This window comes from Pseudomonas sp. KH_050 (genome assembly GCF_057838875.1).
This window is the reverse complement of the sequence record NZ_CM174478.1, coordinates 1005866-1028896: the sequence shown is the minus strand read 5'-3', so window position 1 is coordinate 1028896 and position 23031 is coordinate 1005866. Positions and strand designations below refer to the sequence as shown.

Below are 23031 nucleotides of genomic sequence, written 5' to 3'. Positions count from 1 at the left end.
GCCCGTTATGCCGAATCTACATCTCGCCGACCTGACCGCTGAAATCGAAGCCAACGTGCGCCGTGCGTTGCTTGAAGACATCGGTAGCGGCGACATCACCGCCCAACTGATCCCGGCCGGACGCCTGGCCAAAGCCACCATCATCACCCGCGATGCCGCTGTCATCAGCGGCACCGCTTGGGTCGATTCGGTGTTTCGGCAACTGGACCCTCGGGTTGCGGTGCATTGGCAGGTACGTGACGGTGAGCGGGCCAGCCCCAATCAGGTGCTGTTCAACCTCGAGGGCCCTGCTCGTTCGCTGCTCAGTGGCGAACGCTGCGCGCTGAATTTCCTGCAGTTGCTATCCGGGGTTGCTACCCGGGCGCAGTATTACGCCGACCACGTCGCCGAGACTCAGGTCAAACTGCTGGATACCCGTAAAACGCTGCCAGGGCTGCGCCTGGCGCAGAAGTACGCCGTTACCTGCGGCGGCTGCCACAACCATCGCATTGGCCTGTATGACGCCTTCCTGATCAAGGAAAACCATATTGCGGCCTGCGGTGGCATCGCGCAGGCAATCAGTGCCGCCCACAAGATCGCCCCGGGCAAGCCGGTGGAAGTCGAGGTGGAAAGTCTTGAGGAGTTGAAAGAGGCGCTCGATGCCGGTGCCGACATCATCATGCTCGACGAACTGAGCCTCGACGACATGCGCGAAGCGGTGCGCCTCAATGCTGGCAAGTCCAGGCTCGAGGCAAGCGGCGGGATCAACGAAAGCACCTTGCTGCCGATTGCCCAAACCGGTGTGGACTACATCTCTATCGGGGCAATGACCAAGGATGTGAAGGCAATCGATCTGTCGATGCGACTGAGCCTCTGATGGAGCTGGATGCCAGCCTCGATGAGGCTGGCGATCGGTATCAGACGACCAGGTTGTTCATTTCGCAATACTCTTCCCATTCGACACCCAAAACCTCTGCCGCCTCTTTGTGCAGCGCAAGGCGCAACGCTTCGAACTCCTCTGGTGTCGAGGTGTACTTGAGGCTCAATTCCCATGGCTGTAGCCCCTGAGCTTCAGCCTCGTCCTCGAACGCCCACTGGATCTGGTCTTTCTGATCCTCGGCGCTCAAGTCCTTGATCTCTTCCATCAACTCGGGCGTCTCAAGAACGTACTTCTTGAGCGCTTCTTCGTGCCTGGCTTGTTGCACGTCATCTTTAACAGTCATGTCGTTCTCGCTGATCTGGGGAATGGAAGATGGATCTGGATCATCAAGGATCTCTCTGACGCAAAAAAACCGTTTGAAGCCCGGTTTGTCTGGCCTTCAGAACCATTCGGGATCATCTGAAAACACGTGTCACTGGTGCCGGAGACAGGAATCGAACCTGCGACCTTCGCGTTACGAGTGCGCTGCTCTACCGACTGAGCTACACCGGCGCTGGGCTAAACCTAGCACTGACTATGGGGCCAGGCAACTGGAGCAAGCGCCTCAATTTCCTTTAGCCTGGCAATAACTACCCTCGTAGCAGCTGGCGAAGCCTGCGTCCGGCTGCGCAGCAGTCGTAAAATCAAACGATGCGCAGTTTCAGGTAGACCGCATAGGCAGGATTTACGACTGCTGCGCAGCCGGACGCAGGCTTCGCCAGCTGCTACGCACACAGCAAAACGCCCCGAACCAGTCGGGGCGTTTGCTTGATCAACCGCTAAGCGTGGGGGTGATTAAACGCCCGAAGCCTTGGCTGCTGCTACGTCCTTGATGGACAGTTTGATACGGCCGCGGTTGTCCACGTCCAGTACCAGTACTTCCACTTCCTGGCCTTCTTTCAGGATGTCGGTCACTTTCTCTACGCGAGCGTCGCTCAGCATCGAGATGTGAACCAGACCATCCTTGCCAGGCAGGATGTTGACGAATGCGCCGAAGTCGACGATGCGCTCAACCTTGCCCACGTAGATCTTGCCGATTTCAGCTTCAGCGGTGATGCCCAGAACGCGCTGACGTGCCGCTTCAGCCGCTTCCTTGGTTTCGCCGAAGATCTTGATCGAGCCGTCGTCTTCGATGTCGATCGAAGCCTTGGTCTCTTCACAGATCGCACGAATGGTCGCGCCACCTTTACCGATGACATCACGGATTTTGTCGGTGTCGATTTTCATCGCGATCATGGTCGGAGCATTTTCCGACAGCTCGGTACGGGACTGGGCAATGATCTGGTTCATCTGACCGAGGATGTTCAGGCGCGCTTCCAGGGCCTGGCCCAGAGCGATTTCCATGATTTCTTCGGTGATGCCTTTGATCTTGATGTCCATCTGCAGCGCAGTAACACCTTTGGCGGTACCGGCTACTTTGAAGTCCATGTCGCCCAGGTGGTCTTCGTCACCCAGGATGTCGGTCAGGACGGCGAACTTCTCACCCTCTTTAACCAGACCCATGGCGATACCGGCAACCGGTGCCTTCATCGGCACACCGGCGTCCATCAGCGCCAGGGAAGCGCCGCAGACCGAAGCCATGGAGCTGGAACCGTTGGACTCGGTGATTTCCGATACGACACGGATGGTGTACGGGAACACGTCGGCAGCAGGCAGCATGGCCTGAACCGAACGACGGGCCAGACGGCCGTGGCCGATTTCGCGACGACCAGCGCCACCCATGCGACCACACTCGCCCACCGAGAACGGAGGGAAGTTGTAGTGCAGCATGAACGGGTCTTTTTTCTCGCCTTCCAGGGTGTCCAGCAGCTGAGCGTCACGGGCAGTACCCAGAGTCGCGACTACCAGAGCCTGGGTTTCGCCACGGGTGAACAGAGCCGAGCCGTGGGTCTTCGGCAGAACGCCGACTTCGATGTTCAGCGGACGCACGGTTTTGGTGTCGCGGCCGTCGATACGTGGCTTGCCGTTAACGATGTTTTCACGAACGGTGCGGTATTCGATTTCACCGAAAGCAGCTTTGACTTCGGCGGAAGTCGGCTGACCTTCTTCACCGGACAGCTTGGAAACCACCTGGTCTTTCAGTTCGCCCAGGCGAGCGTAACGGTCGGCCTTGACGGTGATGGCGTAAGCCTGGGAGATCGCGTCGCCGAACTCGGCACGGATAGCGCCCAGCAGAGCAGTGGCTTCTGGCTGTGGAGCCCAGGTCCAGGTCGGCTTGGCAGCTTCGGCGGCCAGTTCTTTAACGGCGTTGATCACCACCTGGAACTCGTCGTGAGCAAACAGTACCGCGCCCAGCATCTGGTCTTCGGTCAGCTCTTTGGCTTCCGATTCAACCATCAACACGGCTTCCGAAGTACCGGCAACGACCATGTCCAGGCTCGAAGCTTTCAGTTGTTCGTAAGTCGGGTTCAGCAGGTAGCCGGTGCTTTCGTGGAACGCAACGCGGGCAGCGCCGATCGGGCCATCGAAAGGAATGCCGGAGATTGCCAGCGCAGCGGAAGTACCAATCATTGCAGCTACGTCTGGATCAGTCTTTTTGCTGGTGGACAGAACGGTGCAGACAACCTGCACTTCGTTCATGAAGCCTTCAGGGAACAGCGGACGGATCGGACGGTCGATCAGTCGGGAAGTCAGGGTTTCTTTCTCGGAAGGACGGCCTTCGCGCTTGAAGAAACCGCCAGGGATCTTACCGGCAGCGTAAGTCTTTTCCTGGTAGTGAACGGACAGAGGGAAGAAGCCCTTGCCTGGATCTGCTTGTTTGGCACCGACTACGGTCACCAATACGCTGACGTCGTCGTCAACGGTGACCAATACTGCGCCGGAGGCCTGACGGGCGATACGGCCAGTCTCGAGGGTAACGGTCGACTGACCGAACTGGAATTTTTTGATTACCGGGTTCACGGTGTCCTACCTTCTTTGTGGCTCTTGGGGGAACTGGTTTTCTTGCGAAATTCTTGGGCAATGTCGGGAATCGGCCCAACGCCTGTCCAGGGTAAAACGTGTATCCAGATAAAACTTGAGGCTGGGAGCCTGCCATGCGCCTGCGGGAAACCCGCTGACGCACAGCAAACAACCAACCTCATAGCGCAATCGCTTATTAGCGACGCAGACCCAGGCGAGCGATCAGAGCGCTGTAACGGCTCACGTCCTTGCCTTTCAGGTAGTCCAGCAGCTTACGACGCTGGTTTACCATGCGGATCAGACCACGACGGGAGTGGTGATCTTTACCGTTGGCCTTGAAGTGACCTTGCAGTTTGTTGATGTTGTGGGTCAGCAGTGCAACTTGCACTTCTGGCGAACCAGTGTCACCAACAGCTTGCTGGTAGTCAGCAACGATTTGAGCTTTTTCTTGAACGTCGAGAGCCATGAGGCAATCCTTTTATCAGGAAACTGTTTCAAAGAAACAGCTTCAACAGGCCAGGGACAAATCCCTGTATCTAAAAATGAGTAGTGACCGTGCCTGTTAACAGCCACCCTCGTCCGGTCATTCTGACCGAATCAGTCGACGCGGCGCGATGCGCCCGTCTTCGCTCACTTCACCGATTCCGATGAAGCGACCATTGTGATCCTGTACCCGTACCATGCCGAACTTCGGTGCATCCGGGGCTCGAACCGGTTGGCCGTTGAGCCAGTAGAACGAGCTGTGCTCCGAGAACTGCAACAGTGGCCAATCCAGCAGGCCGCTGTCCGATGGCATCAGGAAGCGATCGACCGCTTCGTTGCCGCCTTCGGCATGTACTGCTTCCAACTCTTCCAGCGTGACCGTCTGGGCCAGCGTGAAAGGCCCGGCCTGGGTACGTCGCAATTCTGCCACGTAAGCGCCACAGCCGAGTTGCTCACCGATATCCTCCACCAGGGTGCGGATATAGGTGCCTTTGCTGCAATCCACTGCCAGCCGGGCAGTATCACCTTCGAACGCTAGCAATTCCAAGCGCGCAATAGTAACAGAACGCGGTTCGCGCTCCACCACTTCACCTGCACGAGCGAGCTTGTACAAAGGCTGGCCATCACGTTTGAGGGCGGAGTACATCGGTGGTATCTGACTGATTTGACCACGAAAGTTCGGCAAAACAGCTTCTACATCGGCGCGACCAACGGTCACCGGGCGCTCCTGCAAAACTTCACCTTCGGCATCAGCCGTAGTGGTAGTTTTGCCCAGTTGCGCCAGGGTTTCATAAGCCTTATCGGAATCGAGCAGGTATTGCGAGAACTTGGTGGCCTCACCGAAGCACAACGGCAACACGCCAGTGGCAAGCGGATCAAGGCTGCCGGTATGCCCGGCCTTCTCGGCATTGAGCAGCCAGCGAACCTTCTGCAACGCGGCGTTGGAGGTAAACCCCAACGGTTTGTCGAGCAGGATGATGCCGCTGACGTTACGACGGATACGTTTGACCTGAGCCACCGATTACTCCTTGGCGTCTTCTGGTTCAGCCGCGACCGTGTGCTGGTTGTCCTCAGCCACGGCGCGTTCGATCAACGCCGACAGATGAGCACCACGCACGACGCTTTCGTCGTAGTGGAAGTGCAGCTGTGGAACGCTGCGCAGCTTCATCTCGCGAGCCAGCTGCATACGCAGGAAACCGGCGGCCGAGTTGAGCACCTTGATGCTCTGGGCGATGTCCTCGGCGTTGTCCTGGCCCATCACGGTGATGAAGATCTTGGCGTGACCGACGTCACGGCTGACTTCAACAGCGGTAATGGTGACCAGACCGACGCGCGGGTCTTTGACTTCACGACGGATCAGTTGTGCCAGCTCGCGCTGCATCTGATCGCCGATACGTTGGGTACGGCTATATTCTTTTGCCATGTATCGTTACCTGTCACTGACCCACGGTGAAACCCGTGTGGTCTGAAAGCGGCAAACGCCCGGCCTGGCAGAAGCCGGACCGGGCGTTGCGTTTAGAGTCCCGAGTGAGCGCAGCGCATTTGCATGCAATGACCCACCATGGCTCTTGGAGCTCGCGACTTAGAGGCTGCGAGCAACCTGGACCTTCTCGAAGACTTCGATCTTGTCACCGGCCTTGACGTCGTTGTAGCTCTTGACGCCGATACCGCATTCCATGCCGGCACGCACTTCGGACATATCGTCCTTGAAGCGGCGCAGGGATTCGAGTTCGCCTTCGAAAATAACGATGTCTTCGCGCAGTACACGGATCGGACGGTTGCGGTGAACCACACCTTCCAGAACCATACAGCCGGCGATCGCACCAAACTTCGGCGAACGGAACACGTCGCGGACTTCAGCAATACCCAGGATGTTCTCCCGGACGTCGCTGCCAAGCATGCCGGTAAGGGCTTTCTTGACGTCTTCGATGATGTCGTAGATCACGTTGTAGTAACGCATATCCAGACCTTCCTGTTCGACGATCTTGCGAGCGCCGGCATCGGCACGCACGTTGAAGCCAAACAGTACAGCGTTGGAGGCCAGTGCCAGGTTGGCGTCGCTCTCGGTGATACCACCGACACCGCCACCGACTACGCGCACTTGCACTTCGTCGTTACCCAGGCCGCCGAGGGCGCCCTGCAGAGCTTCCAGCGAACCACGGACGTCGGATTTGAGGACGATGTTAAGCGTCTTCTTCTCTTCCTGACCCATGTTCTCGAAGATGTTTTCCAGCTTGCCGGCGTGAGCACGAGCCAGTTTGACTTCGCGGAACTTGCCTTGACGGAACAGGGCAACTTCGCGCGCCTTCTTCTCGTCAGTCATTACGCTCAGCTCGTCGCCAGCTTCCGGCGTACCGTCCAGGCCGAGGATCTCGACCGGGATCGATGGACCGGCTTCTTTGATCGGCTTGCCGTTTTCGTCAAGCATCGCCCGGATACGGCCGAAGTTCGAACCGACCAGGACCATGTCGCCTTGACGCAACGTACCGTCAGAAACCAGGACGGTTGCAACCGGGCCACGACCTTTGTCGAGACGCGATTCAACCACAACGCCACGACCAGGAGCGGACGGGGTCGCTGTCAGCTCGAGAACCTCGGCTTGCAGCAGGACTGCTTCCAGCAGGTCATCAACGCCAGTACCCATTTTCGCGGAGACTGAAACGAATGGAGTATCGCCACCCCATTCTTCGGACGTGACACCGTGGACAGACAGTTCGCTACGAATGCGATCGAGATCGGCACCCGGCTTGTCGATTTTGTTCACTGCAACAACCAGCGGAACACCGGCGGCCTTGGCATGCTGAACAGCTTCGATGGTCTGCGGCATTACGCCGTCGTCCGCCGCAACTACCAGAATCACGATGTCGGTCGCCTTGGCACCACGAGCACGCATTGCGGTAAACGCGGCGTGACCAGGGGTGTCGAGGAAGGTGACCATGCCGCGTTCGGTTTCAACGTGGTAAGCACCGATGTGCTGGGTGATACCACCGGCTTCGCCAGCAGCTACCTTGGCACGACGGATGTAGTCGAGCAGCGAGGTTTTACCATGGTCAACGTGGCCCATTACGGTCACGACTGGCGCACGGGAGAACGCTTCACCTTCAAACTTCAGCGATTCTGCCAGGGAATCTTCCAGGGCGGTGTCGCTGACCAGGGTCACTTTGTGGCCCAGCTCTTCAGCTACCAGCTGAGCAGTTTCCTGATCGAGTACCTGGTTGATGGTCGCCGGAGTGCCCATCTTGAACATGAACTTGATGACTTCAGCAGCCTTGACCGACATCTGCGCGGCCAAATCGCCCACAGTGATGGTCTCGCCGATTTGCACGTCACGAACTACCGGGCCGGTCGGGCTCTGGAAACCGTGGGCGTTACGTTTCTTCAGCTTGGCCTTGCCGCGACCACCACGACGGAAGCTATCGCTTTCTTCGTCGGTAGTACGAGGGGCAACGCGTGGAGCCGGAGCCTTCTCTTTAACGGTTGCACGATGCGGAGCATTGCTTTTGCGCTCGCCATCGCCGCGACGACTGCTGTCATCACTGCGTGGTTTGTCCGGGCGACGTTGCTCATCACGCTTGCGAGCGTCGGCAACCGGTGCAGCAGCCACTACAGGGGCGGCTTCACGCACAGGTGCGGCGACAACGGCAGGCGCTACAACAGCGTCATTTGCGGACGATTGCGCAGGAGCAGGCTGGCGACGCGCTTCTTCTTCGGCGCGACGCTTGGCTTCTTCTTCAGCCTTCTGACGAGCAGCATTTTCTACTGCGCGACGCTCTTCCAGTTCGCGTTTGCGCTCGGCTTCGATTTCTTCCGGGCTGCGCTGTACGAAAACTTTCTTCTTGCGCACTTCAACGCTGATACTTTTGCTGCCAGCAACACGCAGGGTGCTGGTGGTTTTACGCTGCAAAGTGATCTTGCGCGGTTCTTCCACTTTCGCCTTGTGGCTGCTTTTCAAGTGAGTCAGCAGAGCCTGCTTCTCACTGTCGGTCACATCTTGCTCGGCGGCGGTGTGCGGCAGACCTGCCTCACGCATCTGCTGCAACAGGCGCTCTACCGGTGTTTTGACCTCATCGGCCAGTTGTTTCACCGTGACTTGCGTCATGCACTTCTCTCCTCAGGCCGCGCCTAATTACTCGAACCAATGGGCTCGGGCGGCCATGATCAACTTGCCGGCACGATCATCGTCAATGCCGTCGATGTCGAGCAGGTCGTCAATAGACTGCTCGGCCAGGTCTTCGCGGGTAATTACGCCGCGCACCGCCAGTTCCATCGCCAAATCCTTGTCCATACCCTCAAGCGAGAGCAGGTCTTCGGCCGGATGGGCGTCTGCCAGCTTTTCCTCAGTAGCGATGGCTTTAGTCAACAAACGATCCTTGGCACGAGCGCGAAGCTCGTTGACGGTATCTTCGTCAAAGCCGTCGATGTTGAGCATTTCTTCCAACGGTACGTAGGCAATCTCTTCCAGGCTGGTGAAGCCTTCATCGACCAGTACCTGTGCCAGATCTTCGTCGACTTCCAGCTCGTCGATGAAGTTGCGCAGGATGTCGCCGGTTTCTGCTTGCTGCTTAGCCTGGATGTCCGATTCGGTCATCACGTTCAGGGTCCAGCCAGTCAACTGGCTAGCCAGACGCACGTTCTGACCACCGCGACCGATGGCCTGAGCCAGATTGTCTGCGCCAACGGCGATGTCCATTGCATGGGCATCCTCGTCAACGATAATTGCCGCGACTTCAGCCGGTGACATGGCGTTGATCACGAACTGCGCAGGGTTATCGTCCCACAGGACGATGTCCACACGCTCACCACCCAACTCACCCGACACTGCCTGGACGCGCGAACCGCGCATACCGATGCAAGCGCCTTGCGGGTCGATGCGTTTATCTTTGGAGCGGACCGCGATCTTGGCGCGCGAACCCGGATCACGGGACGCTGCCATTACTTCGATCAGGCCTTCAGCGATTTCCGGCACTTCGATGCGGAACAACTCGATCAGCATTTCCGGTGCGGTACGCGACAGGATCAACTGCGGACCGCGGTTCTCGGTGCGGATTTCCTTGAGCAGTGCACGAAGACGCACGCCTACCCGGAAAGTTTCGCGAGAGATGATGTCTTCACGAGCCAGCAACGCTTCAGCGTTGTTGCCCAGATCGACGATCACGTTGTCGCGGGTGACTTTCTTCACGGTGCCGGAGATGATTTCTCCCAGACGCTCGCGATAGGCATCAACAACTTGAGCACGCTCGGCTTCGCGGACTTTCTGCACGATGACTTGCTTGGCAGTCTGTGCAGCGATGCGGCCAAACTCGATCGAGTCGATTTTTACTTCAACGATGTCGCCAGCTTTAGCGCCAGGCTGGGTTTCCTGAGCCTGCTCGACCCACATCTCGACAGCCGGATCGTCCAGATCTGCTTCTTCGACTACCGCCCAGCGACGGAAAGTTTCATAGGCACCGGTGTGGCGGTTAATTTCCACACGCAGGTCAACTTCGTCTTCGAAACGTTTTTTGGTAGCAGTGGCCAGAGCCAGCTCCAGCGCTTCAAAAATAACGTTTGCCGGTACGCCCTTTTCATTGGATACCGACTCAACAACCAGCAGTACTTCTTTGCTCATCGTACGCCTCGCCTTTCGCAAGCCATTGGATCCGCGGGATCCGCGTCTCAGTCAAAACTGGGAATAATGTTGGCCTTGTCGATCATATCGATCGGCAACAGGAACTCATGATCTTCAACCTGCACCACGATGTCCTGCTCTTCTACGCCGCGCAGAAGGCCTTGAAAATTGCGTCGACCTTCGAAAGGCGAACGCAGCTTGATCTTCACTTGTTCACCGGCAAATTTTGCAAACTGCTCAAGAGTGAACAGTGGGCGTTCCATGCCAGGCGAGGAAACTTCAAGGGTGTATTCAACGGCGATCGGATCTTCAACATCCAGGACACCACTGATCTGACGGCTGACGATGGCGCAGTCATCCACCAAAACACCGCCTTCTTTATCGATATAAACGCGTAGCAGTGAGTGGCGACCTTGAGCTGAAAACTCAATACCCCAGCATTCATAGCCAAGGGCCACGACCACCGGGGCCAGCAAGGCCTGCAACTGTTCTAGCTTGCTCGACACCTGAACCCCCTCGTGCATGTTTTGCATGCTGTATAAATAAAAAAAAATGGGCGAAGCGCCCATCCCTGAAACGCCGTCGAATAACGCCGTTATAAAGTGTCCAGCTAACAAAAAGCCCCTGAAAAGGGGCTCCGCTAAAACTGGTTGCGGGGGCCGGATTTGAACCGACGACCTTCGGGTTATGAGCCCGACGAGCTACCAGACTGCTCCACCCCGCGACAAAGCTGGGGCGGAAGTATACGACCGATCCCTTTCAGGGTCAATCGAACCTCCACCTACAAGAAAGCCCGCAACAGCGGGCTCTCCTGATAATTGGTACCGAGAAGGGGACTCGAACCCCTACACCCTATGGGCACAACCACCTCAAGGTTGCGTGTCTACCAATTCCACCACCTCGGCAATACAACAATACTACCTGAAACCTTCTTACTTTTGCTCTTGAGCTGGAGGTACGTCAGTCGCAGTAGGTGCCGACTTTTGCTCTTGAAGCACCGGGACATCATCAGAAGCCGGTTTTTGCACTGGAACTTCCAACACTGCTGGATTTGGCAAACCTACTTGAGTCAGCTCATGAGCCTTCTCTTTAGCAAAGTAACCTAACCCTAAGCTGGTTATGAAGAAACCTGCGGCAAGTATAGCAGTAAACTTACTAAGAAAGGTAGAGGAACCTTGGCTTCCGAACACAGTATTTGAAGCACCTGCTCCGAAAGACGCGCCAGCGTCCGCACCCTTACCCTGCTGCAGCAATACCAGAGCAATTACGCCCAACGCGCCCAGCAGATGAAAAACGACTACGACTGTTTCCAGCATTTTTTCAGTTTCCCGCGGCGCGACAGATCGCACCGAACTCATCTGCATTCAGGGAAGCTCCACCAATGAGCCCCCCATCGATATCCGGCATGCCGAACAGTTCGACCGCATTGGCCGCCTTCACGCTGCCGCCGTATAGAAGCCGCACACCTTGCGCGACTTCAGAATTTTCTGCCGCCAACTGCGCGCGAATGGCTGCGTGCACATCCTGCGCCTGTTGCGGTGAAGCAGTCAGCCCGGTACCAATGGCCCAGACCGGCTCGTAAGCGATGACTGCCTTTGCAAGCGCATCGACGCCCAGCTCTTCGATGATACTACTCAGCTGACGCCCTACAACTTCCAGCGTCTTTCCAGCTTCGCGCTGCTCGAGGGTTTCCCCTACACACAACACCGGAACCAGACCGCACGCCTGGGCTGCTGCAAACTTGCGATTGAGAACACCGTCCTGCTCACCCATGATCAGGCGACGTTCGGAATGCCCAACCAGTACCAGGGAACAACCTGCATCCACCAACTGACTTGGCGCAATTTCGCCAGTCAAGGCACCTTGCATGGCTTCCACCGCAGAATTCTGCGCGCCGACCGAAATCGACTTGCCTTTCAAGCCATCAATCACTTGATTGATAAACAAGCTAGGCGGGAATACCGCAACATCAACACCGCTCGGCAAGGCCATATGACTAAGGCCATTGATCAGCTCAGCGACGCTGGCGCGGGTACCGTGCATCTTCCAGTTACCAGCTACCATAGGGCGACGCATGCTGTACCTCGTCGGTCAAAGTGGGCGCAGATGTTACCCAACCGCATCAACACTGGCAAGCCGAAATCAGGCAGAAACTTCAGCAACCAGTTTTGCCAGCTCGTCGGCATAGCCGCGAACCTGGGTTTCGTCATCACCTTCGACCATCACGCGAACCAACGGCTCGGTGCCGGACTTGCGCAACAGCACCCGACCACGCCCAGCCATCTGCGCGGTAACCCGGTCACAGGCCTCTTTTACAGCCGCATGCTCGACCGGATTCACACCGCCCGAGAAACGCACATTGACCAGCACCTGAGGACACTTGCGCAACGCCTGACGGCACTGCGCCAGACCCTCGCCACGACTCTTCAAGGCCATCAAGACCTGCAGCGCCGCAATGATCGCATCGCCGGTAGTGGTGTGCTGGAAGCAGACAATGTGCCCTGAGTTCTCACCGCCAACCTGCCAGTTGCGCTCGAGCAACTCGGCAATCACATAGCGGTCACCTACATTGGCGCGGATGAATGGGATACCCAGGTCGGCCAGGGCCAGCTCCAGCCCCAGATTACTCATCAGAGTCCCGACCACACCACCCTGCAGCTTGTTACGCTCATGCAGATCGCGGGCAATGATGAACAACAACTCATCACCATCGACTATCGCGCCCGTGTGATCGACCATCAACACCCGATCGCCATCGCCATCGAAGGCGATACCCAGATCGGCATGCTCGGCGAGCACGGCTGCCTGCAGTTGCCCCATATGAGTCGAACCGCAGTTGTCATTGATGTTCAAACCATTGGGTTGAGCAGACAGCACGGTGACCTGCGCACCCAATTCACGAAAGACGCTGGGTGCCACCTTGTAGGTAGCACCGTGGGCGCAATCGAGAACGATCTTCAGACCGGAAAAACTGGTACCGGTCGGCACGCTGCTTTTACAGAATTCGATATACCGACCCGACGCATCGTTGATCCGCGAAACCTTGCCGATCTTGCTCGACTCGACGACGGTCATCGGCGTATCGAGCAGCTCCTCGATCATCAACTCGATGTCGTCCGGCAGCTTGGTGCCCTGCCCGGAAAAGAATTTGATGCCATTGTCGTCATGCGGGTTGTGCGAAGCACTGATCACAATACCGGCCTCGCCCTGGAAGGTGCGGGTCAGGTAGGCGATCGCCGGTGTCGGCATTGGCCCCAACAGCATAACATCAGCCCCGGCAGCGGACAGGCCGGCCTCCAGAGCAGATTCGAACATATAGCCGGAGATCCGCGTGTCCTTGCCCACCAGCACCCGACAGGCACCCATGCTGCGAAAGGCCATGCCCGCAGCCCAACCGAGCTTGAGCATGAAATCAGGGGTAATAGGGAACTCGCCGACCCGACCGCGAATGCCGTCAGTGCCAAAATATTTTTTCGTCATGAGTGCTCCATCATTCTTATTCGGCTGATTCAACTGCTGCGATCATCCGTACCACATCTACTGTTTCGGCCACGTCATGCACGCGCAAGATCCGCGCACCCTTGACCATAGCCAGTGCCGCGAGAGCCAGACCGCCGTGCAGTCGCTCTCCGACCGGACGATTTAATGCCATGCCTATCATGCTCTTGCGCGAAACCCCGACCAAAAGAGGCCGGCCCAAGGCATGCAGCGCTTCCATATGTTTGAACAGACTCAAATTGTGCTGCAGGTTTTTCGCGAAACCGAAGCCTGGATCGAGAATGATCCGCTCGGCAGGGATCCCCACCGACTCACATTGGGCCATTCGCTCGGCCAGGAACGCACCCACTTCGCGGGTCACGTCCTGGTACCGCGGATCGTCCTGCATATCCCCGGGCTCGCCGAGCATATGCATCAGGCACACCGCAAGCCCCGTGGCCGCCGCTGCATCAAGCGCTCCATCACGGCGCAATGCGCGCACATCGTTGATCAGACCCGCACCCAGTCGCGCAGTTTCACGCATGACCGCGGGTGTCGAGGTATCGACCGAGATGATCACATCCAGTTCACGATGGATCCGCTCGACAATGGGCGCCACACGCTCAAGCTCTTCGGTCGGGGAAACCACCCGCGCGCCAGGCCGGGTCGACTCGCCACCGACATCGATCAGCGTAGCACCCGCCGCAACCATTGCTTCGGCATGACGCAAGGCCGCATCGAGCTGGCTGAAACGGCCACCATCGGAGAAGGAATCAGGAGTGACATTAAGAATGCCCATCACGTGCGTGCGGGCCAAATCAAGAACCCGGTTGCCGCAAGGCAACCGGGTCGAGGACTGTACAGGAGTCATTTCAAACCTTAGACGTCAGCAGCCGGACCACCGATGGGCGTTTCCGGACGCTCGCCCTGCACCACCGGAGGTGTTCCGGAAGTACCGGCACCACCCGACCAGTCACGAGGCTCGCGTGGAGTCCGACCTGCCATGATGTCGTCGATCTGCTCGGCATCGATGGTCTCGTACTTCATCAAGGCATCCGCCATGGCGTCGAGCTTGTCGCGGTTATCGGTGAGGATCTGTTTGGCCGTGCCGTAGCACTGGTCAATGATGCTGCGCACCTCGGAGTCGATCAGCTTCGCGGTTTCGCCCGAGAAGCTGGCATGCTGGCTGCCGCCGCGACCCAGGAACACTTCGCCTTCTTCTTCGGCGTACATCAGCGGACCGAGTTTTTCCGACAGACCCCATTTGGTCACCATGTTCCGCGCAATCTGGCTGGCACGCATGATGTCGTTGGAGGCGCCAGTGGTGACACCGTCGAAGCCCAGGGTCATCTCTTCAGCAATCCGGCCGCCGTACAGCGAGCAGATCTGACTGATCAACGCACGCTTGGACAGGCTGTAGCGGTCCTCTTCCGGCAGGAACATGGTCACACCCAGCGCGCGACCGCGAGGGATGATCGAGACCTTGTAGACCGGATCATGCTCAGGCACAACACGACCGACAATAGCGTGACCCGCTTCGTGGTAAGCAGTGTTCTGCTTCTCTTTTTCGGACATGACCATGGATTTGCGCTCTGCGCCCATCATGATCTTGTCCTTCGCCAGTTCGAACTCTTTCATCTCGACCACACGCTTGCCCGTACGAGCGGCAAACAGCGAGGCTTCGTTCACCAGGTTGGCCAGATCGGCACCGGAGAAGCCTGGAGTACCACGCGCGATGACTGCCGGAGCGACGTCATCACCCATTGGCACTTTACGCATGTGAACTTTCAGAATCTGTTCGCGACCACGAATGTCCGGCAGACCCACAACGACCTGGCGGTCGAAACGACCTGGACGCAGCAATGCCGGGTCGAGCACGTCGGGACGGTTGGTTGCGGCGATGACGATGATGCCGTCATTCATCTCGAAACCATCCATCTCTACCAACAACTGGTTGAGCGTCTGCTCGCGTTCATCGTGACCACCACCCATGCCGGCGCCACGGTGACGACCGACGGCATCGATTTCATCGATGAAGATGATGCAGGGTGCGTGTTTCTTGGCCTGTTCGAACATGTCGCGAACACGGCTGGCGCCGACACCGACGAACATTTCGACGAAATCGGAACCGGAAATGGTGAAGAACGGCACTTTGGCTTCGCCGGCAATCGCCTTGGCCAGCAAGGTTTTACCGGTACCTGGAGGACCGACCATCAGCACGCCGCGCGGAATACGACCACCCAGACGCTGGAACTTGCCCGGATCGCGCAGGAACTCGACCAGCTCGCCGACTTCTTCCTTGGCTTCATCACAACCGGCAACGTCGCCCAGGGTGGTTTTCACCTGGTCTTCGGACAGCAGGCGCGCCTTGCTCTTGCCGAAGCTCATCGGCCCGCCCTTGCCCCCCGCACCGCCCTGCATCTGGCGCATGAAGAACATGAACACGGCGATGATCACCAGGATCGGGAAGCTTGCGACCAGGAGTTGAGTCCAGATGCTTTGCTGCTCCGGCTGCTTGCCTTCGACAACCACATGGTTATCCACCAGGTCGCCGATCAGGCCATTGTCCTGGATCGCCGGACGAATGGTCTTGAAGCTTTCGCCATCGGCGCGCTTACCGGTAATCACATAACCATCGACAGCTACACGCTCGACCTTGCCATCCTTCACTTGCTGGATGAAGTCGGAATAGTTGAGGGTCTGTGGCTCGTTAGGGCTGGAGAAGTTGTTCATCACCGTCACCAGGACAGCCGCGATGATCAACCACAGGATCAGATTCTTTGCCATATCGTTCAATTAACTACCCTCTGAAGCAAGCTCCGCTACTGGCGCGCGCTTCGCATGATATTCACCGGCCTAACTTACTACATTACCTACAGCTCTGGCAGGCGCTGTCTGTAACCCTTTGTGAAACACTTTCTACACAATATTCGCTAATGCTCACGGGGCGAAATACGAAAAACCTATCGCCCCGGTCGAAAAACCTCTTATTCCTCACTACGCCCGCGGAAACCACGGCCCAGCAAGTACTGCTCACGGGAGCGATCGCGCGACGATTTCGGCTTGCGCGTCGTGACCTTCTCGAACTGCTTGCGAACGCTCTTGTGGTATTCATCGAAGCCTTCACCCTGGAAGACCTTGATCAAAAAATCACCACCTGGCTTCAACACCCGAGTCGCAAGGTCAAGTGCTAACTCGCACAGGAACATCGATCGCGGCATATCTACAGACGCCAATCCACTCATATTGGGGGCCATATCGGAAATCACAAGGTCTACCTCGTTTTTTCCGACAGCTTCGAGAATCTGCGCCAGCACGGCATCTTCTGTGAAGTCGCCTTGAATAAAGGTCACGTCAGGGATGCTATCCATTTCCAGAATGTCGGAAGCGATCAACGTACCTTGCCCACCAATCAGACGACTGGTCACTTGGGACCAGCCACCTGGGGCCGCGCCAAGGTCGATCACGCTCATTCCCGGACGGATCAAACGATCCCGTTCCTGGATTTCCAACAACTTGTAGCTGGCACGGGAGCGATACCCGTCTTTTTGCGCCATTTTCACGAAGGGGTCGTTGAAATGCTCTTGGAGCCATTTAAGACTTGTCTTGGAACGGGCCACGGGCCACCTCAAAAATAAACTCAAAAATAAAACGGGTCGTGATTAACCGGGCGGTCCCGGACTCGCTCGGGTAAACTGGCCGCCGCTTTTTACAAGATCAGACACAGGGGTCAGATTATGCCGCTCACTCAAGAGCAGAAGAAACAGTACAAATCCATTGGCCACCATCTGAAACCAGTATTGACTGTGGCTGATAACGGTTTGACTGAAGGTGTGTTAGCCGAACTGGAACGCGCATTGAGCGATCACGAGCTGATCAAAATCAAGCTCAACATCCTCGATCGCGAATCGCGCCTGGGTGCCGTTGCCGAGCTGTGCAAGGCCGGCAAGGCGGATCTGGTGCAAGTCATCGGCAAAATGGCGTTGATATACCGCAAGAACTTCAGCGTCAACAAGCAGCTGTCGAACGTTCATCGCTTCAAGTGATTTCAAGGGTCAAGGGTGTGCTTCGCGCACCCTGCCGCCCCATCCTGGCACTGGCTGCAATGCCAGCACAAGACCGGAAAACCCCAGGACCAGATAGCTGAACAACTGCCAGCGAAGCGCTTCCGGCAAGCCGATGCGCACGGCGAAATACATCCCGCACCCATACAGCGCCATCAGCAACAGTTGCCCGCGAATATCCAGCCACAGACTCGACAGGCCCAGGGCCCGTATCAGCACCAGAACCTGCAGAATCACGCACACTGCCGAAAATCCTACCAGCAGCGCAGTCAGCATATTACCAATCTCTTCGATCAGCAGCGGCGCCAGGCCAATTTGCCCGAGCACCGGTAGCAGACCAATGTGCAGCAGCCACACGCCGCCCACCCACAACATCTGGGTCAGCTGCCAGAGCATGGCGCCCGCGCGTAGCGGGCGCCTCAGCTCAAATGTGACGAACTTCGACAATCTCGTACTCGATAACGCCGCCAGGCGTTTTAACGGCCACCACATCACCCTCTTCCTTGGCAATCAAGGCGCGAGCCAGTGGTGAGCCGACCGAAATCTTGCCCTGCTTGAAGTCAGCCTCGTCTTCACCAACGATGTGATAGGTCACGCTTTCATCGGTTTCGACGTTGGCGATTTCGACGGTGGTGCCGAAAATCACTTTGCCGGTATGAGGAATGCTCGTGACATCGATGATCACCGCGTTCTGCATGCGGCCTTCGATATCACGGATCCGCGCCTCGACCATGCCCTGCTGTTCGCGGGCGGCATGGTATTCAGCGTTTTCCTTCAAGTCACCCAACTCGCGGGCCGTACCGATGTCCTGGCTAAGCTTCGGACGGACGACCTTGGTCAGGTGAGCGTGCTCTTCTTCCAGGGCTTTTGCGCCCTGGACGGTCATTGGGTATTTGATCATGCCTTCAATCCTGCGTGTAGATCCTGCAAGCGACGCACGGTCTTCTCGGGACCGAACTTGAGCGCTTCGCAGATGGCTTCGCCAGCAGCAATGGTAGTGGTGCAGTAAATCTTGTGCTGCAAGGCATTACGACGAATGGAGTACGAATCAGCGATCGACTGACGACCTTCGGTGGTGTTGATGATCAGCGTGACTTCGTCATTCTTGATCATGTCGACCACGTGCGGACGACCTTCGGTCACCTTGTTCACACGGCGCACTTTCAGGCCTGCGGCTTCAATCAGCTTGGCAGTACCGACGGTGGCGACCACTTCGAAACCCAAGTTGATCAGATCACGGGCCACGCCTGCAACCAGCGGCTTGTCATCGTCACGCACGCTGATGAATGCAGTACCGCCGGTCGGCAGCACTTCACTGGCACCCATCTGGGCTTTGGCAAAGGCTTCGCCGAAGGTATCGCCGACGCCCATCACTTCACCGGTGGACTTCATCTCAGGGCCGAGGATCGGGTCAACGCCAGGGAATTTGGCGAATGGGAACACCGCCTCTTTCACGCTGTAGAAATTCGGGATGATTTCCTTGGTGAAGCCGATTTCCTTCAGGGTTTTACCGGCCATGACGCGAGCTGCGATCATTGCCAGGGAAACACCGATGCACTTGGAGACGAACGGTACGGTACGCGAAGCGCGCGGGTTGACTTCGATGACGTAGATGTCTTCGCCTTGCAGCGCCAACTGAACGTTCATCAAGCCGACCACACCGAGTTCCAGGGCCATTTTCTTGACCTGCTCGCGCATTTCGTCCTGGATGTGCGCAGGCAACGAGTACGGTGGCAGCGAGCAAGCGGAGTCACCGGAGTGCACGCCTGCCTGTTCGATGTGCTGCATGATCGCGCCGATCACCACGTCGGTGCCGTCGCAGACCGCGTCGACGTCCATCTCGATGGCGCAGTTGAGGAAGTGATCCAGCAGCACCGGGCTGTCGTTGGACACTTGTACCGCTTCACGCAGGTAACGCTTGAGCTCTTCTTCTTCGTAGACGATTTCCATCGCCCGACCGCCCAATACGTAGGACGGACGCACCACCAGCGGATAACCGATCTTGCCGGCAGCGCGAATCGCTTCGTCTTCGCTGCGCACGGTAGCGTTCGGTGGCTGACGCAGGTTCAGACGCTCGACCATTTGCTGGAAACGCTCACGGTCTTCGGCGCGGTCGATGGCGTCAGGGCTGGTACCGATGATCGGCACGCCAGCTTCTTCCAGGGCGCGAGCCAGTTTCAGCGGGGTTTGGCCGCCGTACTGAACGATCACGCCTTTAGGCTTCTCGACGCGGACGATTTCCAGCACGTCTTCCAGGGTTACCGGTTCGAAGTACAGGCGATCGGAAGTGTCGTAGTCGGTGGATACGGTTTCCGGGTTGCAGTTGACCATGATGGTCTCGTACCCGTCTTCGCGCAGCGCCAGTGCCGCGTGAACGCAGCAGTAGTCGAACTCGATGCCCTGGCCGATGCGGTTTGGACCGCCACCCAGGATCATGATCTTGTCACGGGTCGACGGATTGGCCTCGCACTCTTCCTCGTAGGTCGAATACATGTAGGCGGTATCGGTCGCGAACTCGGCGGCGCAGGTGTCGACACGCTTGTAGACCGGATAGACCTCAAGCTTGTGACGATGGCGACGCAGGGCCTTCTCGGTCACACCCAGCAGCTTGGCCAGGCGCGCATCCGAGAAGCCTTTGCGCTTGAGGCGGTACATAACGTCACGGTTGATGGTGGCCAGACCGAGGGTCTTGACCCGCTCCTCTTCCTTGACCAGATCTTCGATCTGCACCAGGAACCAAGGGTCGATCATGTTCATGCCGAAGATGTCTTCGACGGTCATGCCGGCACGGAAGGCATCCGCGACGTACCAGATACGCTCGGCGCCCGGCACGGTCAGCTCGCGCTTGAGCACGCCCATGCTTTCCGGGTTGCTCAGGTCGAGTTTCGGGTCCAGACCGCAAACGCCCACTTCCAGGCCGCGCAGGGCTTTCTGCAGGGATTCCTGGAAGGTCCGGCCGATAGCCATGACTTCGCCGACCGACTTCATTTGCGTGGTCAGGCGAGCGTCAGCCTTGGGAAACTTCTCGAAGGCGAAACGTGGCAGCTTGGTCACGACGTAGTCGATGGACGGTTCGAAGGACGCCGGGGTCTTGCCGCCGGTGATTTCGTTCTGCAGCTCGTCGAGGGTGTAACCAATGGCCAGTTTGGCTGCGACCCGGGCAATCGGGAAGCCGGTGGCCTTGGAGGCCAGTGCCGAGGAACGCGATACCCGCGGGTTCATCTCGATCACGACCATGCGGCCAGTGTCCGGGCAGATACCGAACTGCACGTTCGAACCACCGGTTTCCACGCCGATCTCACGCAGTACCGCCAGGGAGGCGTTACGCATGATCTGGTATTCCTTGTCGGTCAGGGTCTGCGCCGGCGCAACGGTGATCGAGTCACCGGTGTGCACGCCCATCGGGTCAAAGTTTTCGATGGAGCAGACGATGATGCAGTTGTCCTTCTTATCGCGGACAACCTCCATCTCGTATTCTTTCCAGCCGATCAACGATTCGTCGATCAGCAGCTCTTTGGTCGGCGACAAGTCCAGACCACGAGCACAGATTTCTTCGAACTCTTCACGGTTGTAAGCGATGCCGCCGCCAGTGCCACCCATGGTGAAGGACGGACGAATGATGCACGGGAAGCCAAGCTTCTCGAGCACCGCGTTGGCCTCTGCCATGCTGTGGGCGATACCCGAACGCGGGCAGTCCAGACCGATGGACTTCATCGCCTTGTCGAAACGCGAACGGTCTTCAGCCTTGTCGATGGTATCGGCATTGGCGCCGATCATTTCCACGCCGAACTTCTCCAGAACGCCTTCGCGCTCCAGGTCCAGGGCGCAGTTCAGAGCGGTCTGGCCACCCATGGTCGGCAGCAGCGCGTCAGGACGTTCCTTCTCGATGATCTTGGCAACAGTCTGCCACTTGATCGGCTCGATGTAGGTGGCGTCGGCCATGTCCGGGTCGGTCATGATGGTCGCCGGGTTGGAGTTCACCAGGATGACGCGGTAACCCTCCTCGCGCAGGGCTTTGCAGGCCTGGGCGCCGGAGTAGTCGAATTCACAGGCCTGGCCGATAACGATCGGGCCAGCGCCGAGAATCAGGATGCTTTTTATATCTGTACGTTTTGGCATTAGTTGTCACTCAAATCCGCAGGTCCGACGGCCATCCCGGGAGGGAGAGGCCGCCTTGAACATTTTCCGAGGTGCCTGAGGGACAATCGCCGGGGTTACCGGGCTCGCCTCAGGCGCCTTTTCGCTACATTCTCAAGGCGCGCGATTAGCGGCGCTTGGCCATGGCGTCGATGAAGCGATCGAACAGTGGCGACACGTCATTGGGGCCCGGACTCGCTTCAGGGTGACCCTGGAAGCTGAATGCGCTCTTGTCGGTGAGCTCGATGCCTTGCAGGGTGCCGTCGAACAGCGATTTGTGGATCGCCCGAACGTTGGCTGGCAGGGTCGCTTCGTCCACCGCAAAACCGTGGTTCTGACTGGTGATCATCACGACACCGGAGTCCATATCCTGGACAGGGTGGTTGGCACCGTGGTGGCCGTGACCCATTTTCAGGGTCTTGGCGCCGCAAGCCAGGGCCAGCAACTGGTGACCGAGGCAGATGCCGAACACCGGGATCTCGGTTTCCAGAACATCCTTGATCGCCTGGATTGCGTAGTCGCAAGGCTCCGGATCACCAGGGCCGTTGGACAGGAACACGCCGTCCGGCTTGAGTGCCAGGGCTTCGCTGGCCGGGGTTTGCGCCGGCACTACGGTCACGCGGCAACCGCGCTCGACCAGCATGCGCAGGATGTTCACCTTGACGCCGTAGTCGTAGGCAACCACGTGGTATGGCAGGTCGCAGGTTTCGATAGTCGCGTGGCTGTCGGTTTTCAGCTCCCAGACCGTGGAGCGCCACTCGTACTGCTCTTTGGTGCTGACAACTTTCGCCAGGTCCATGCCTTTGAGGCCTGGGAAGCCGCGCGCAGCAGCAATAGCCGCTTCGTCGGAAATGTTGTCGCCGGCCATGATGCAGCCGTTCTGCGCGCCTTTCTCACGCAGGATGCGTGTCAGGCGGCGAGTGTCGATACCGGCGATCGCCACAACGTTGTTGGCTTGCAGGTAATCGGACAGCGACATCGTGTTACGCCAGTTGCTCGCCACCAGCGGCAGGTCACGGATGACCAGGCCAGCCGACCAGACGCGGTCGGACTCGGCATCTTCCGGCGTGGTGCCGGTGTTGCCGATGTGCGGATAAGTCAGGGTAACAATCTGTTGGGCGTAGGAAGGATCGGTAAGGATTTCCTGATAGCCGGTCATGGCGGTGTTGAACACCACCTCACCAACGGTTTGACCGTCGGCTCCAATGGCTTCGCCGCGAAAAATGCTGCCATCAGCAAGGGCGAGTATGGCTGGCTTAGTCAAGAAGACCTCCCGTAAATAAAGCCTGAAAGGGCGATCGCAGGTTGCAAAAAAGCGGAATGACGTATAGACACGTCACCCCGCTTCTTCGTCGAATTATCTGCGCGCTTTTAGTGGACACACTAAAGCTGTAGCTTACAGAAAAAGGCTTTTTTGGTCTACCGCTAATGAGCCCTAAAGGCAGAGGAATGCGACAGAACAT

General features: G+C 57.8%; 20 protein-coding genes and 3 tRNA genes. 2 read left to right on the top strand and 21 right to left on the bottom strand.

Annotated features, from left to right (window positions below; translation table 11 throughout):
- The first annotated feature begins 7 nt into the window (after positions 1–7).
- Positions 8–856: a carboxylating nicotinate-nucleotide diphosphorylase gene (gene nadC / locus AC3IUA_RS04790; protein ID WP_489359361.1), complete on the top strand. Its 849-nt coding sequence runs from the start codon at positions 8–10 to the stop codon at positions 854–856.
- A 40-nt stretch (positions 857–896) separates the two neighbouring features.
- Here nadC and AC3IUA_RS04785 read toward each other — a convergent pair whose 3' ends face one another.
- From AC3IUA_RS04785 to rlmE, 17 genes are all read right to left on the bottom strand, one after another.
- A complete protein-coding gene (locus AC3IUA_RS04785; protein ID WP_489359360.1) occupies positions 897–1202 on the bottom strand; it encodes a DUF6388 family protein in 306 nt (101 codons plus the stop codon).
- 133 nt (positions 1203–1335) lie between these two features.
- Positions 1336–1411 (bottom strand) — tRNA-Thr (locus AC3IUA_RS04780).
- Positions 1412–1693: 282 nt separating this feature from the next.
- Positions 1694–3799, bottom strand: a complete 2106-nt coding sequence (gene pnp, locus AC3IUA_RS04775; RefSeq protein WP_489359359.1) for a polyribonucleotide nucleotidyltransferase — start codon at positions 3797–3799, stop codon at positions 1694–1696.
- Positions 3800–3995: 196 nt separating this feature from the next.
- Positions 3996–4265 carry a 30S ribosomal protein S15 gene (gene rpsO, locus AC3IUA_RS04770; protein WP_003197723.1) on the bottom strand — a complete coding sequence of 90 codons (270 nt, stop codon included), beginning with the start codon at positions 4263–4265 and terminating at the stop codon, positions 3996–3998.
- A gap of 117 nt (positions 4266–4382) precedes the next feature.
- Positions 4383–5300 carry a tRNA pseudouridine(55) synthase TruB gene (gene truB, locus AC3IUA_RS04765; protein WP_201114932.1) on the bottom strand — a complete coding sequence of 306 codons (918 nt, stop codon included), beginning with the start codon at positions 5298–5300 and terminating at the stop codon, positions 4383–4385.
- A gap of 3 nt (positions 5301–5303) precedes the next feature.
- Positions 5304–5705, bottom strand: a complete 402-nt coding sequence (rbfA, locus tag AC3IUA_RS04760; protein ID WP_489359358.1) for a 30S ribosome-binding factor RbfA — start codon at positions 5703–5705, stop codon at positions 5304–5306.
- 159 nt (positions 5706–5864) lie between these two features.
- Entirely contained in the window at positions 5865–8381 is a 2517-nt protein-coding gene (gene infB / locus AC3IUA_RS04755; protein ID WP_489359357.1) for a translation initiation factor IF-2, read from the bottom strand.
- A gap of 27 nt (positions 8382–8408) precedes the next feature.
- Positions 8409–9890 carry a transcription termination factor NusA gene (nusA, locus tag AC3IUA_RS04750; protein ID WP_489068704.1) on the bottom strand — a complete coding sequence of 494 codons (1482 nt, stop codon included), beginning with the start codon at positions 9888–9890 and terminating at the stop codon, positions 8409–8411.
- 47 nt (positions 9891–9937) lie between these two features.
- Entirely contained in the window at positions 9938–10396 is a 459-nt protein-coding gene (gene rimP / locus AC3IUA_RS04745) for a ribosome maturation factor RimP (RefSeq protein ID WP_489362238.1), read from the bottom strand.
- Positions 10397–10537: 141 nt separating this feature from the next.
- Positions 10538–10614: transfer RNA gene (locus AC3IUA_RS04740), tRNA-Met, on the bottom strand.
- 95 nt (positions 10615–10709) lie between these two features.
- Positions 10710–10795, bottom strand: a tRNA-Leu gene (locus AC3IUA_RS04735).
- A 27-nt stretch (positions 10796–10822) separates the two neighbouring features.
- Positions 10823–11206 carry a preprotein translocase subunit SecG gene (secG, locus tag AC3IUA_RS04730; RefSeq protein ID WP_489359356.1) on the bottom strand — a complete coding sequence of 128 codons (384 nt, stop codon included), beginning with the start codon at positions 11204–11206 and terminating at the stop codon, positions 10823–10825.
- Positions 11207–11210: 4 nt separating this feature from the next.
- Positions 11211–11966 carry a triose-phosphate isomerase gene (tpiA, locus tag AC3IUA_RS04725; protein WP_489359355.1) on the bottom strand — a complete coding sequence of 252 codons (756 nt, stop codon included), beginning with the start codon at positions 11964–11966 and terminating at the stop codon, positions 11211–11213.
- A gap of 66 nt (positions 11967–12032) precedes the next feature.
- On the bottom strand, positions 12033–13370 hold the full coding sequence (gene glmM, locus AC3IUA_RS04720; RefSeq protein WP_489359354.1) for a phosphoglucosamine mutase: 1338 nt from the start codon (positions 13368–13370) through the stop codon (positions 12033–12035).
- A gap of 16 nt (positions 13371–13386) precedes the next feature.
- Positions 13387–14238 carry a dihydropteroate synthase gene (folP, locus tag AC3IUA_RS04715; RefSeq protein WP_489359353.1) on the bottom strand — a complete coding sequence of 284 codons (852 nt, stop codon included), beginning with the start codon at positions 14236–14238 and terminating at the stop codon, positions 13387–13389.
- An 8-nt stretch (positions 14239–14246) separates the two neighbouring features.
- Entirely contained in the window at positions 14247–16154 is a 1908-nt protein-coding gene (ftsH, locus tag AC3IUA_RS04710; RefSeq protein ID WP_489359352.1) for an ATP-dependent zinc metalloprotease FtsH, read from the bottom strand.
- Positions 16155–16354: 200 nt separating this feature from the next.
- Positions 16355–16987 (bottom strand): 23S rRNA (uridine(2552)-2'-O)-methyltransferase RlmE, encoded by a 633-nt coding sequence (rlmE, locus tag AC3IUA_RS04705; protein WP_003177853.1) that lies wholly within the window; start codon positions 16985–16987, stop codon positions 16355–16357.
- Between the two features lie 117 nt (positions 16988–17104).
- Between rlmE and AC3IUA_RS04700 the strand changes: the two genes are divergently transcribed.
- Positions 17105–17413, top strand: a complete 309-nt coding sequence (locus tag AC3IUA_RS04700; RefSeq protein WP_489359351.1) for a YhbY family RNA-binding protein — start codon at positions 17105–17107, stop codon at positions 17411–17413.
- Between the two features lie 9 nt (positions 17414–17422).
- Here AC3IUA_RS04700 and AC3IUA_RS04695 read toward each other — a convergent pair whose 3' ends face one another.
- The 4 genes from AC3IUA_RS04695 to carA all read right to left on the bottom strand — a co-directional run bounded on the left by AC3IUA_RS04695 (position 17423) and on the right by carA (position 22832).
- Entirely contained in the window at positions 17423–17827 is a 405-nt protein-coding gene (locus tag AC3IUA_RS04695) for an MFS transporter (RefSeq protein WP_489359350.1), read from the bottom strand.
- A gap of 28 nt (positions 17828–17855) precedes the next feature.
- The gene (gene greA / locus AC3IUA_RS04690) at positions 17856–18332 is read right to left on the bottom strand and encodes a transcription elongation factor GreA (RefSeq protein ID WP_489359349.1); all 477 of its coding nucleotides are present in this window, start codon (positions 18330–18332) and stop codon (positions 17856–17858) included.
- Entirely contained in the window at positions 18329–21550 is a 3222-nt protein-coding gene (gene carB, locus AC3IUA_RS04685; protein WP_489359348.1) for a carbamoyl-phosphate synthase large subunit, read from the bottom strand. Before carB ends, greA begins: the two co-directional genes overlap by 4 nt.
- 145 nt (positions 21551–21695) lie before the next feature.
- Positions 21696–22832 (bottom strand): glutamine-hydrolyzing carbamoyl-phosphate synthase small subunit, encoded by a 1137-nt coding sequence (carA, locus tag AC3IUA_RS04680; protein WP_489359347.1) that lies wholly within the window; start codon positions 22830–22832, stop codon positions 21696–21698.
- Positions 22833–23031: the final 199 nt, after the last annotated feature.